The organism is Azospirillum largimobile, assembly GCF_977007025.2.
In genome coordinates, this window is record NZ_CDRMUA020000001.1 from 854,002 (window position 1) to 866,023 (window position 12,022).

Annotated in this window: 10 protein-coding genes; 8 read left to right on the forward strand and 2 right to left on the reverse strand. The window is 68.3% G+C overall.

What is annotated here, in order from left to right; genetic code table 11:
• Positions 1 to 140 precede the first annotated feature (140 nt).
• From ACWPKK_RS04010 to ACWPKK_RS04040, 7 genes are all read left to right on the forward strand, one after another.
• Positions 141 to 971: an SRPBCC family protein gene (locus ACWPKK_RS04010; protein WP_452001208.1), complete on the forward strand. Its 831-nt coding sequence runs from the start codon at positions 141 to 143 to the stop codon at positions 969 to 971.
• Positions 968 to 2,149: a zinc-dependent alcohol dehydrogenase gene (locus tag ACWPKK_RS04015; RefSeq protein WP_452001210.1), complete on the forward strand. Its 1,182-nt coding sequence runs from the start codon at positions 968 to 970 to the stop codon at positions 2,147 to 2,149. The genes ACWPKK_RS04010 and ACWPKK_RS04015 overlap by 4 nt, the downstream gene beginning before the upstream one ends.
• A gap of 18 nt (positions 2,150 to 2,167) precedes the next feature.
• Entirely contained in the window at positions 2,168 to 2,422 is a 255-nt protein-coding gene (locus ACWPKK_RS04020; protein ID WP_452001212.1) for a hypothetical protein, read from the forward strand.
• Between the two features lie 336 nt (positions 2,423 to 2,758).
• Positions 2,759 to 4,726, forward strand: a complete 1,968-nt coding sequence (treZ, locus tag ACWPKK_RS04025) for a malto-oligosyltrehalose trehalohydrolase (protein WP_452004713.1) — start codon at positions 2,759 to 2,761, stop codon at positions 4,724 to 4,726.
• Between the two features lie 28 nt (positions 4,727 to 4,754).
• The gene (locus ACWPKK_RS04030) at positions 4,755 to 6,791 is read left to right on the forward strand and encodes an amylo-alpha-1,6-glucosidase (RefSeq protein WP_452001213.1); all 2,037 of its coding nucleotides are present in this window, start codon (positions 4,755 to 4,757) and stop codon (positions 6,789 to 6,791) included.
• A 738-nt stretch (positions 6,792 to 7,529) separates the two neighbouring features.
• Positions 7,530 to 7,766 (forward strand): hypothetical protein, encoded by a 237-nt coding sequence (locus ACWPKK_RS04035; RefSeq protein ID WP_324871752.1) that lies wholly within the window; start codon positions 7,530 to 7,532, stop codon positions 7,764 to 7,766.
• Positions 7,767 to 7,950: 184 nt separating this feature from the next.
• Positions 7,951 to 8,313 carry a hypothetical protein gene (locus ACWPKK_RS04040; RefSeq protein WP_452001215.1) on the forward strand — a complete coding sequence of 121 codons (363 nt, stop codon included), beginning with the start codon at positions 7,951 to 7,953 and terminating at the stop codon, positions 8,311 to 8,313.
• A gap of 40 nt (positions 8,314 to 8,353) precedes the next feature.
• Here ACWPKK_RS04040 and ACWPKK_RS04045 read toward each other — a convergent pair whose 3' ends face one another.
• Complete coding sequence (locus ACWPKK_RS04045; protein ID WP_452001217.1) at positions 8,354 to 9,979, reverse strand: polysaccharide deacetylase family protein; 1,626 nt, start codon at positions 9,977 to 9,979, stop codon at positions 8,354 to 8,356.
• 267 nt (positions 9,980 to 10,246) lie between these two features.
• On the opposite strand from ACWPKK_RS04045, the gene ACWPKK_RS04050 reads away from it, so the two are divergent.
• The gene (locus tag ACWPKK_RS04050; RefSeq protein ID WP_310114261.1) at positions 10,247 to 10,615 is read left to right on the forward strand and encodes a DUF2934 domain-containing protein; all 369 of its coding nucleotides are present in this window, start codon (positions 10,247 to 10,249) and stop codon (positions 10,613 to 10,615) included.
• A 30-nt stretch (positions 10,616 to 10,645) separates the two neighbouring features.
• On the opposite strand, the gene ACWPKK_RS04055 is transcribed toward ACWPKK_RS04050, so the two are convergent.
• Complete coding sequence (locus ACWPKK_RS04055; RefSeq protein ID WP_452001218.1) at positions 10,646 to 11,971, reverse strand: L,D-transpeptidase family protein; 1,326 nt, start codon at positions 11,969 to 11,971, stop codon at positions 10,646 to 10,648.
• Positions 11,972 to 12,022: the final 51 nt, after the last annotated feature.

Sequence of the window (12,022 nt, forward strand, 5' to 3'; positions counted from 1 at the left end):
CTCCCTTCCGATCTTTGCTGCCGATGGTAACAGGCGGAACGCCGCAGGGTTGCTGCGCATCAGGTCATGCGTAAGGCAACGAAGCCGCAACCCGGCTGTTCTCTGTCCACAGGTATTGCACAGACGGGAAAGGAGCGGCGATGGCGTCGAACAGTTTGACCGGGCGGGGCCGTTGGCCACAGTCGGACTCCCTGCGGTCGGGCATGAGCCTGATCGGATCGGGCGATGCCGCGACCGGCGGCCGCTGGCTCGCCATGGTGGGCGGCACCGCGCTGGGTGTGCTTGGACTCCGGCGGACGGGTTGGAGCGGAGCGATGCTGGCGCTGGGCGGCGCCGGCCTGTTCGCCGCAGGTGCCTTGGGTCTGCGGCCCTTCGGCAACCGTGCCTTGAAGGCGGTACCCGATGCCGGCGCCTGGCGCAGCCATGTCCCGGCATCGCGCCGCCGGTCGCTGACGCCGGAACGCACGCAGGCTGTCGTTACCATCGCATCGGAACCGGGAACCGTGTTCCGCTTCTGGCGCAACTTCGCCAACCTGCCGAAGCTGATGCCGCAACTGGAGCGGGTCGACGTGCTTTCGGCCACCGAAAGCCGGTGGATCGCCATGTCCGGGGGGGCGCCGGGCGGGGAGGAGCTGAGCTGGCGCTGCGTGCTCGACCGCGTCGACGAGGACCGGCTGCTGACCTGGCACACGGTGGGCGAGACGACGCTTCCGCACCGCGCCTCGCTGATGCTGACCCCGGCACCGGGCGACCGCGGGACGGAGGTGCGGCTGACGCTGGTCTACCGCGTCCCGGCCACGGAGGTCGCGGCGCGTCTGGGCATCACCCCGGAAGCGCAGGCGGAGGAGGCGCTGCGCCGGCTGAAGCAGCGGGTGGAGACCGGGGAGCTGTCCACCATCGACCGCCAGCCCCGCGGGAACGGGAGTGGGAATGGAGCGGCCAACGGCTCGTTCCGGGAGGCGATGGAATGAAGGCGCTCTGCTGGAACGGAACCAACGACCTACGGGTGGAACGCGTGCCCGACCCGGTTCTGGTCAATCCGCATGACGTGATCGTCAAGGTGGCGCTGTCGTCGGTCTGCGGGTCCGACCTGCATCTGATCGACGGCTATGTCCCCACAATGCGGCCCGGCGACATCATCGGCCACGAATTTCTCGGCGAGATCGTCGAGAAGGGGCCGGAGGTCCGCTACCTGAACCGGGGCGACCGGGTCATCACCATCTCGGTGATCGGCTGCGGCCATTGCGGCCATTGCCAGCATGGCGAAAGCTCGCTGTGCGACAACTCCAACCCCAACCCGGACTATGCCCGCACCGCCTACGGCCATTGCGGCGCCGGCATCTTCGGCTACAGCCACGCCTTCGGCGGCTATGCCGGCAGCCATGCCGAGTATGTCCGAGTGCCCTACGCCGACTTCAACGCCGTCCGCGTGCCCGACGGGGTGAGCGACGAGAAAGCGCTGTTCGTGTCCGACGCGGTGCCGACCGGCTACATGGCCGCCGACATGGCCGGCATCAAGCCGGGCGACGTGGTGGCGGTGTGGGGCTGCGGCGGCGTCGGCCAGATGGCGATCCGCAGCGCACTGCTGCTGGGGGCGGAGCGGGTGATCGGCATCGACCGCTTCCCCGACCGGCTGCGCGCCGCCCAGATGAAGGCGGGGGCGGAGACGCTGGACTACAGCCGCGTCGACATCTTCGACGCGCTGCAGGCGATGACCGGCGGGCGCGGCCCCGACGTGTGCATCGACGCCGTCGGCATGGAGGCCGACAGCGCGTCCAACCCGGTGGAGGACCTGTACGACCGGGCCAAGCAGGCGGTTGGGCTGCAGACCGACCGGCCGGCGGTGCTGCGCCAGATGATCGAGAGCTGCCGCAAGGGTGGCACCCTGTCGATCGTCGGCGTCTATGGCGGGCTGATCGACAAGTTCCCGATGGGGGCGGCGATGAACAAGGGCCTGACCTTCCGCATGGGCCAGCAGAACGGCCAGCGCTATGCCGAGCGGCTGTTCGAGCACATCCGCAAGGGTGAACTGGACCCGTCATACCTGCTGACGCACCGGATGCCGCTGGACGAAGGACCGCAGGGCTACCGCATGTTCAAGGAGAAGACCGACGACTGCATGCGCGTCGTCTTCGCCCCGCAAGGTTAGCAGAGAAGGGAGAGCGCGATGGAACTGGTCTACGCCTATCCCGCCGAACGCGGCCGGGGTGTGGAGGCCGAGATCGTCGGCAGCCTGCGCGACCGCTTCGGCACCGTCGTGCAGACGGGGCGGGAGGAGCGCGATGCCGAACGCGGCAACCGCTCGGACGTGCTGGTGACGCTGGAGGTCGCCGACGACAAGGTGGAAGCGGCGCTGAGCGCGCTCCGCGCCCATCCGCTGGTGATCGACGCCGCCGCGGGGAGCTTCGGCGAGCGGGTTTGAAGGGGGCGGCGGTTGCCCCCTTGCGATGTTAGACCCCCACCTATCCTCCCCCACTGGGTGGGGGGGGGACTGCCGCCGCACGTCGACAAAGCTCCAATTCCCTCCCCTGCCCAGCTCTCGCACAAAGCTATGCTTTGTGCTGACGCGGCAGGCGGACCATAGGTCCGCTGAGAGCGGGGGAGGGTTAGGGTGGGGGCATTCGAAGCCGACACGCTCCCAAAATCCTTAGCTTCCGAAACAATTTCCCCTTACCGCCGTGACCACACCGCCCAGTTCCTGTTGACCATGACCGTAAGGCAAGTCCGCATCACTCACCGGGGGCCAGTCGCAGTGAAGATGTCCGCCGCAGTACCGCCTGTCGAGCAGGCGCAGTCCACCGTCGAAAGGCGCTGGTCCATCGGTGTCGAACTGCTGCCCGGCGGTGCCCATGCACGGGTCTGGGCACCGAAGGCGAAGCGGGTCGAACTGGTGGTGGAGCCGGACGGGCCGGTGACGGTGCTGGAGGGTGAGGGGAACGGCTATTTTGCCGGTGCCGTGACGGGGCTGGAGGCCGGCGGGCTCTACCGGTTCCGGCTCGATGGCCGCGAGACGCTCTATCCCGATCCGATGTCGCGCTTCCAGCCCGACGGGCCGCACGGTCCCTCGCAGCTGGTCGATCCGCATCGGTTCGACTGGACCGACCGGGATTGGCGTGGCCTGTCCATCAGGGGCCAAGTGATCTACGAGATGCACATCGGCACCTTCACGCCGGAAGGCAGCTGGGACGCGGCGTTGCGGGAACTGCCGGCGCTGGCCGAACTCGGCGTCACGGTGCTGGAGCTGATGCCGGTGTCGGAGTTTCCCGGCCGCTTCGGCTGGGGCTATGACGGGGTGAACCTGTTCGCGCCGACACGGCTCTATGGCGATCCCGACGCCATGCGCCGCTTCGTGGACGGGGCGCACCGGCTGGGGCTCGCCGTCATTCTCGACGTCGTCTACAACCATCTGGGACCCGACGGCAATTACCTGAAATGCTTCGCCGACGAGTATTTCACCGACCGCTACAAGAACGACTGGGGCGAGGCGATCAATTTCGACGGTCCCGATTCCGGGCCGGTGCGGGAGTTCTTCCTGTCGAACGCCGCCTACTGGATCGAGGAATATCATTTGGACGGGCTGCGGCTGGACGCGACCCAGTCGATCTTCGACAGCGGTGAACCGCATATCCTGACGGAGATCTCCCGCACCGTGCGCAAGGCCGCCGGCGACCGCGCCGCCATCCTGGTGGGGGAGAACGAGCCGCAGCATGCCAGCATGGTGAAGCCGGCGGACGAGGGCGGCTGCGGGCTCTGCGCCATCTGGAACGACGATTTCCATCACTCGGCCATGGTGGCGCTGACCGGCCGGATGGAGGCCTACTACACCGATTATCGCGGCACGCCGCAGGAGTTCGTGTCGGCGATGAAGCACGGTTTCCTCTATCAGGGGCAGTGGTATCGCTGGCAGGGCAAGCGGCGCGGCATGCCTGCCTTCGGCCTGCCGCGGCCGGCGTTCGTCACCTTCCTGCAGAACCACGACCAGATCGCCAATTCCGCCCGCGGGCTGCGCGTGCACGCGCTGACCTCGCCGGGCCGGCTGCGCGCGATGACGGCGCTTACCCTGCTGGGTCCCGGCACGCCGATGCTGTTTCAGGGGCAGGAGTTCGCGGCCGGCACGCCTTTCCTCTATTTCGCCGACCACAAGCCGGAACTGGCCGGACTGGTGGAGAACGGACGGGCGGAGTTCCTGGCCCAGTTTCCCAGCATCGCTTCCTCGCCGATGCGCGACGGACTGCCCAAGCCGCATGCGGAGGAGAGCTTCACCCGCTGCAAGCTGGACCATGGGGAGCGGGAGGCGAACGCCCATGTCTGGGCGCTGCACCGTGACCTGCTGCGCCTGCGCCGGGAGGACAGGGTCTTCGCCGCCCAGCGCGTCGGCGGGCTGGACGGGGCCGTTCTGGGGGAGGAGGCCTTTGTCCTGCGCATCTTTGGTGATGAGGAGGGCGACGACCGGCTGCTGCTGGTCAATCTGGGGCGCGACCTGACCCTGAGGGTTCTGGCGGAGCCGCTGCTCGCGCCGCCAAGGGACGGTGCCTGGACGGTTCTGTGGTCGAGCGAGGAGCCGCTCTATGGCGGCTGCGGCACGGGACCGGTGGAACAGCCGGGCGGTGCGTGGCGACTGCCGGGGCAAGCCGCGCTGGTTTTGGGCCCGGCGCGTGATTTTCCGACGAAAAGCGACGGCACCGGGGGCAACACAACCCCCGTCATCGTGGTTTCCAAAGGGTAGGAAACCGAAAGCAGATCGTAGGCTCACCATGGCTGATTTCGTTCGTACCCTGTCGCACGACGTGCTGGCCACCGGTCCCGACAGTACGGGAACCCGGGAGTGGCTCGTCGCAAACGGCCTCGGCGGCTATGCCTCAGGCGCCGTGTCGGGGGCGGTGACCCGGCGCTACCACGGGCTTCTGATCGCGGCGCTGCCGGCTCCGCTGGGCCGGGTCCTGATGTTGAGCCAGCTGAGCGACGTCGTCGTCGGCGCCGACGGACATGAATACTGGCTGAGCAGCCGCGAGGCGAACGGCAACCCGCGGGAGGATGCGCAGACCGCCGCCCTGCAGGAATTCCGCATGGAGGCGGGGCTTCCCGTCTGGCGTTTCCGGGCCGGTGGTGCGGTGATCGAGAAGCAGGTCGTCCTGCCGCATGGCCAGAACATCGTCCATGTCACCTACCGCGTGCTGGAAGCCAAGGAGCCCGTACAGTTGCGGTTGCGGCCCGTGCTGGCCTTCCGCACGCTGGAATCGGCGGTGGACCAGCCCTTGGCCGGAGCCTACCGCATCACCGCGGCGGGGCAGCGCTACGAGGTGTCGGCCGGTCCCGACCTGCCGGTTCTGCGCATGGCGATCGAGGGCGGCGACTTCCCGATGACGCTCGACGGCGGCATTCGCCGCGAGGTCTATTACCAGGTCGAGGACGAGCGCGGCTACCAAGCCCGCGGCTCGCTGTGGACGCCCGGCTATTTCAGCGGCGAGGTCGGGGCCGGACAGAGCATCACCTTCGCCGCCGCGACCGAGGAGTGGTGGCGGCTGGAGGCACTGCCGCCGACCGACGTGCTGGGGTTCGAGACCGAACGCCGCCGCCGCATCATCCAGAACGCCCATCCCAGCCTGCGGCACGGTGCGATGGCGGAACTGGTGCTGTCCGCCGACAGCTTCCTGTTCGTGCCGGCCGGCCGTGTCGCCGACCAGATGCGGGCACGGGCCGAGGGGGACGAGGTGCGGACGGTGATCGCCGGCTACCACTGGTTCACCGACTGGGGCCGCGACACCATGATCGCGCTGGAAGGGCTGACGCTGGCCACCGGCCGCCATATGGAGGCGGGATGGATCCTGCACACTTTCGGCCATTACATCCGCGACGGCCTGATCCCCAACATGTTCCCCGACGGCAAGGATCGCGGGCTGTACCACACCGCCGATGCGACGCTGTGGTTCTTCCACGCGCTGCACCGCTATCTGAGCGTCACCGGCGACCGCGACACGTTGCGCCTGCTGCTGCCGAAGCTGCGCGAGGTGATCGACTTCCACCGCCGCGGCACCCGGTTCGGCATCGGCGTCGATCCCAAGGACGGGCTGCTGCGCCAGGGGCAGGAGGGATACCAGCTGACCTGGATGGACGCCAAGGTGGACGACTGGGTCGTCACGCCGCGGCGGGGCAAGGCGGTGGAGATCAACGCGCTGTGGCACAACGCCCTGCGCCTGATGACGGACTGGCTGCGCGAGGAGGACGGCGAGACTGCCGCCCGGCCGCTGGAGGAGTTGGCCGACCAGGCGCGCGCCTCCTTCAACGCGCGGTTCTGGTGTCCGTCGGCGGGGCACCTGTTCGACGTGGTGGATGGCGAGCACGGCGACGACATCGCCTGCCGCCCCAACCAGATCTTCGCCGTCTCGCTCGACCATCCGGTGCTGGAACGGGAGCGGTGGGAGCCGGTGGTGGAGACTGTGCGCAAGCACCTGCTGACCCCGGTCGGGCTGCGGTCGCTGGCGCCCGGCTGCCGCGACTACAAGGCGAAATACTTCGGCGACCTGCGGGCGCGCGACGCCGCCTATCACCAGGGCACTGTCTGGGGCTGGCTGATCGGCCCCTATGTCGATGCGTGGCTGAAGCTGCACCCGCAGGACAAGGAGGGAGCGCGCCGGCTGCTGGAGGGCTTCCTGCCGCATCTGGACGAGGGCGGTATCGGAACCATCAGCGAGATCTTCGATGCGGAACCCCCCTTCGCCCCGCGGGGCTGCATATCCCAGGCCTGGAGCGTGGCGGAGGTGCTGCGCTGTTGGGTGAAGACCGACGGCTAGGCGGGACAAAGGTTGCGGAACCGCTTCTTTACCAAAGTCATAGGGCGGCGGACCAAGGTCGCTCCACCCGTAACGATGGTGCAATGCCCTTGGAAGCAGTTGTCAACAGGGCACAACCGGGTGTGAAATCCAGGGGCATGGCGGAATGTGACAGATTTCGGTTGACACGCCGGCCAAGCCCCTGGGGCTCTGAATGGAAGTTTCTTCTTACGGATCAAGTGCTTAACAGAAATGCCTGATTTTTGGGCAAACATCACGGGGGCCTTGAATCGCCTAGTGCGAATCGGGGCTGCCCACGGCTTGCCCACACAGTTATCCACAGCCTCTGTGGAGACCGCGGGTTCTGCCGGCGGCCATGGCCAATGGCGTGCCCGCATTCCGAACCTGTACCTTCGATGCCTGTACTTTAGGCAGACAGGCAGCGTGGGGCATGCGCAAGGGGGTAATCGGTTTGGATTTTAGCCAAGCCGGAAAAAGCATCCTATAGTTCCCGCACCGGTTCCTTCGGTACCCCGACCAATCCAGTTGGCAATACGGTCGGGTGGCCGGTCTGGTTCGGTAGAACGGGCATGCGGAAGAACAGCCAGAACGGAGGTGCCCATGCGGAGCGTTGTGCGAGGCGTCGCCGGCATGCCGTACCCGGCAGTGCGGTCTGCCACTATCCGATCTTCGGCGGTCCGGTCCGATTGGCCGAAGAGCGGTGGCGAGGATGCCGGACAGCCCCGGCAGGCGGGCGCCATGGCCCTGCTGACCGCCCTTATCGGCCCGTTGCTGGCGACGTCGGTCCTGGGTGCGCTGATACTCCATCTGCTGGCCGGTCTGGCCGCACGGCTTCCCGCCTCCGACGCGTTGGGGGCGCTGTCGATCATGGCCGGAATGGCGATGGTCCTCGTCACCCTGCTGCCTTTCGCCCTGCTGTCGGTCAGGCGGGCGCATCGCGCCTGGGCGGATATGCAAGGTGCGTTGCGCCGCTGACGTTGCGCCGCTGAGCTTCCACCCACTCAGGGTTTTGCCTGAACGGACTACCCCAAAGGCAGGAATCGATTGCCCCCGGCATCGTGCCCGCGTTTAATCGCGGGACATGGACGGCAGGTGGATGGCAAATGGGCGGCACTCGCCCGTTCCCTGGCTGTGCGGGGCGGTTTTCTGGGGGCGCGGGATGGGGCTTTTCGACTTCCTGAAGGTCACGGTGAAGGATCAGAAGCCGGCCAAACCGGCCGCCCGCATGGCGGTCAGTGTCGTGGAGTGCGACGGCAAGAGCTTCCCCATCGTGTCGCTGACGCCCAAGGGCTTCGTCGCCCGCGGCTTCGACGGATCGCTGATCGTCGGGCAGAATGCCCGCGTGTCGGTGCGCGTCGACGATCCGGCCGGCAAATTCGCCTTTGCCGCGACCGTCGCGGTGGTGGAGGTGAAGGGACCCACCTTCGGCGCCACCTGGACGATCCTGCCGCCGGAGGTGGAAGGCGCGATCCGGCAATATGCCCAGAACCGTAAGCAGCAGGATGCCAAGAGCACCCGTTAGGCGCGCCCGATAGGGACACCCGGCAGGGCGATCCCGCTCCTTACTGGGGGTCGGCCGGGGCGCCGCCGGCGGGTGTCGGCATGCCGGCATTGATGATCTTCGGCAGAGCCAGATTGCGGGCGCGATCCAACCACTCCGACAATGTGACGAACTCGCAGCCCTTGGCCCGCAACTCCGCGATCACGCGCGGCAGAGCCTGCGCGGTGCTGGGATAGGTCGAGTGCATCAGGAAGACGTTGCCCGGCATGCCGCCCAGCTTGATCTGGCTGACGATCTTGTCGGCGTTGCGCACCTGCCAGTCGCGCGTATCGACGGACCACAGGACCGACCCCATGCGTTCCTCGCGCGCGACGGCCAGAAGCTCCTCCGAATAGCGACCGTAGGGCGGGCGGAACAGCACCGGGTTGGCGCCGAATTCCCGGAGGATGCGGTTGGTCTCGGCAATCTCGTACCGCGCGGCGACCGTGTCCATCTTGCGCAGGTCGGAGTGGGTCAGGCTGTGATTGCCGATCTCGTGCCCACCGGCGACGAAATCCTGAATCAGCTCGCCCTGCCGTTCGGCGATGCGGCCGACCGGGAAATAGGTTGCGCGCACGCCCTCCCGGTTCAGGATGTCCAAGACCTGCCGGGTCACCGTGCGGTGCGGCCCATCATCGAAGGTCAGGGCGCAGAGGTTCCAGTTTTCCTTCTTCAGCGTCGCCGGCATCACGTCATAGCGCGAATCGGGCATCACCGAGCGGAGCCGGCCCTTGCGGCGGCTGTGCTGCTCGATGTCCGCCATCGTGCGGGCGTCTTCCTCGTTGTAGATGATCAGCCCTTCGGCCGGCGGGATGGCGGCGGCGACCGCCGGAGGCGGGGGCGCCAGCGGTGCGGCGGCGGCTGAACCGATCGGCGCCAGCACGGAGGTCGTCGTCCCGGACGGTGCTTCGGGCTTGGCCGCAGGCTGCGGCTTCGCCTCGGCGGTTGCCGCGGCGGGCGGCGCCACGGCCACGGTCACGGCCGGCGGCTTGGGCGGTTCGGTAGTTGCCGGTGCGGTGACCGTGGCAGCGGCCGGAGCCTTGGCGCCGGAAGCGACGTTGGCGGAAGCGACGTTGGCGATGGCGGCCGGTAGGGGCTCTGCCTTAGCAGGCGTTGCCGAGGCCGGCGGACGGTCGACGACGAGGCAGCCGAACCCGGCACCGACGATGCGGCGGCACAGCACCTTCGGATCGGTCCCGTTGGCCACCTCGGCGTAGAGCGCCACGCCCCCGGCCTCGCTCTTGCCGTCCAGCAGCGTGACGGTCGCGGTCAGGCCGGCGGCCAGCTCGGGCTGGCGCTGCTGCAGGCTCTTCCAACTCCACCACGCGTCGCCGTCGCGGGAATAGATGCCCAGTTGCAGAACCGGCCCGTTGGCCGGCTTGTCTTCCGCCTTCGCGGGCGCGGCACTGGATTTCTCCGGCTCCGCCTTGGCGGTGGGCGGGCGCTGGGGACGGGTGTCGGGCGCGGCGGCGGCGGGAAGGGCAGGCAGGCTGAGAACGCAGGCCAGCAGCGCGGCGCTCATCAGGCCGCCGCCGGAACGGCCGGTCCGGAACCCGGCGGCCGAAGCGGCGCCAAGGTCGCGGACGGCGCCGGCTGCCCGAACGGGGGAGGCGGTGGAAACGGCGTTCGGCCGGAAGATGCGCAACATATCGGTCCCGTCGCTTGGCCCAGCCACAATCTGCGGGACCGCCGGTTGATCGCGGTGCAATATCATCCCAAAGGTATTAATTCAAACGACAAGCGGCGGAATTGGGGCAATTCCGGCGGTTTTCGGGCAGGCGTTGCCATTCGGAAACGGTGGGATGCCGCGCGGCCGGATACCGGTCGAAACCGCTGTGCGAAGACGGGACCGGAACCGGCAGGGTAGTGGCGGGGTTCATTAGGGGAAACCCCAGCCGTGAAGGAGAGGACCCGTATGGCCGAGGATTTGGAAAGCCGCATCCGTCGGCGCGCGCATGAGATCTGGGAACGCGAAGGCCGGCCGGAGGGCCGCGCCGAAGCCAATTGGGAACTGGCCAGCGAAGAGATTGCGATCCAGGACAATTATCTGGATACGCTGAAGCCCAACCCGGCCGGCGGCCCGGAAGCGACCGCGATGCGGACCGAGCCGGTGGAGCCGGTGCTGGCCGTCGCCAACCAGGGCGAACAGCCCGGGCTGGCCGATCAGGGCGACGAGTTCGGCCTGCCCATGCGCGGCGACCGCGATGCCTGGCCCACGCCGGAAGAAGCGGCCTCTACCGCGGTGCCGCCCAACCGCAGCAAGAAAACCCGCCGCCGGGCATAGCCCTCACCGTCCGATCGGATGCCCCGGCCGTCAGGCCGGGGACTTCTCCGTTGCAGCCGGCCCGCCCTCGGCGGTGCCGGACTTGTCCACCGGAGCGGCGGCACGGCCGGTGTCGGCCGGCTGGGTTGCCGGTGCCGGCGCAGGAGCGGCCGCGGGCGCAATGGCCGGCGCCGACGGATCGGGCGCGGACGAGGGAGCGGACGCGGTGGCCGGTGCGTCGTCCAGCCGGTCGTAGATGTCCGGATGCAGGCGGACGGCGCCGTCGGCTTCGACGGTCGCGATCCAATAGACGAACTGGACCGGCATCGGCGTCGCCAGCTTCACCCATTGCGGCTGCATTCTTTCCAGCATGCGGTCGATCCGCGCGGGCGTCACCGTGGTGCCCTGCAGCAGCAGCTCGGCGAGACGTCGCGGGTCCTCCAGCCGAACGCAGCCGGAACTGATCGAGCGAAGTTCCCGCGAGAACAGGCGCGGTTCGTTGGTGCCGTGCAGATAGATGTCGTAGGGGTTGGTTAGGTTGAAGCGGAAGCGGCCCAGCGCATTGTGGTCGCCCGGCTGCTGGACGATGCGGACCCGTCCGGGAGTGACACCGTACCAGTCGACCGTTTCCGGGGCCACTTCCTGCCCGTCGAGATAGACGATGGCGTTCTGGATGCCGGGAACCCCCTTGGCCCGCAGCATCGGCAGCTTGTCTTCTTTCAGGATGGTGGGCGGCACGGTCCAGGTCGGGTTGACGATGATGTGGGTGATGCGATCGGTCAGCAGCGGCGTCTCGCGCGACGGCCGGCCGACGATGGCGCGCATCGTCAGCTCTTCCTCCCCGCCGCGGACCAGCGTGGTGGTCTGGTCGGTCAGGTTTACCACCAGCACATTGTCAGGAGCGGCGTCGCGGAAGCTGCGCATGGCCGCCGCGCTCTGCCGCATCAGGCTTGCCGCCTCGGCCGGCGTGCGGTCCAGCGCGGCACGGGTGCCGGCGCCGACCAGCCCGTCCGGCTTCATCCGCTGCGAAAGCTGGAAAGCCTTCACCGCGTGGTCGACGTCCGTCGTAAAGGTGTCGGACAGCTTGTCGGCCGGCAGCAAGCCGAGTTCCAACAGCCGCTGGGACAGGCGGGCGACCCGCTCCCCCCGGCTTCCCAGCTTGATCGTCCCGCCTTCGCCGATGCGGGTGGAGACCTGGGTTGGAGCGCGGTCCAGTTCCGTCGCGGCGCCGTCCAGCCGGTCGGCCCATTGGGTCAGCGTATCGCGGTAGGGCAGGGCGTCCGCCGGCGCCGGTCCGAGCAGCGCCAGCGCCGATGCGGCAGCCATGTACAGGACGGCCAGCTTGCGGGGCTTGCGGAAGTCGGCGGATACGGTCATGTCGGAACCCTCTGTCGCGGCGGGCCTGTTGCACATCGGAAGGGGTGCTGC

Bases quoted from the DNA above. Each gene is read 5' to 3' on its own strand.
- ACWPKK_RS04010 (WP_452001208.1), top strand. From the start codon at position 141: ATGGCGTCGAACAGTTTGACCGGGCGGGGCCGTTGGCCACAGTCGGAC.
- ACWPKK_RS04015 (WP_452001210.1), top strand. From the start codon at position 968: ATGAAGGCGCTCTGCTGGAACGGAACCAACGACCTACGGGTGGAACGC.
- ACWPKK_RS04020 (WP_452001212.1), top strand. From the start codon at position 2,168: ATGGAACTGGTCTACGCCTATCCCGCCGAACGCGGCCGGGGTGTGGAG.
- treZ (WP_452004713.1), top strand. From the start codon at position 2,759: ATGTCCGCCGCAGTACCGCCTGTCGAGCAGGCGCAGTCCACCGTCGAA.
- ACWPKK_RS04030 (WP_452001213.1), top strand. From the start codon at position 4,755: ATGGCTGATTTCGTTCGTACCCTGTCGCACGACGTGCTGGCCACCGGT.
- ACWPKK_RS04035 (WP_324871752.1), top strand. From the start codon at position 7,530: ATGGCCCTGCTGACCGCCCTTATCGGCCCGTTGCTGGCGACGTCGGTC.
- ACWPKK_RS04040 (WP_452001215.1), top strand. From the start codon at position 7,951: ATGGGGCTTTTCGACTTCCTGAAGGTCACGGTGAAGGATCAGAAGCCG.
- ACWPKK_RS04045 (WP_452001217.1), bottom strand. From the start codon at position 9,979: ATGTTGCGCATCTTCCGGCCGAACGCCGTTTCCACCGCCTCCCCCGTT.
- ACWPKK_RS04050 (WP_310114261.1), top strand. From the start codon at position 10,247: ATGGCCGAGGATTTGGAAAGCCGCATCCGTCGGCGCGCGCATGAGATC.
- ACWPKK_RS04055 (WP_452001218.1), bottom strand. From the start codon at position 11,971: ATGACCGTATCCGCCGACTTCCGCAAGCCCCGCAAGCTGGCCGTCCTG.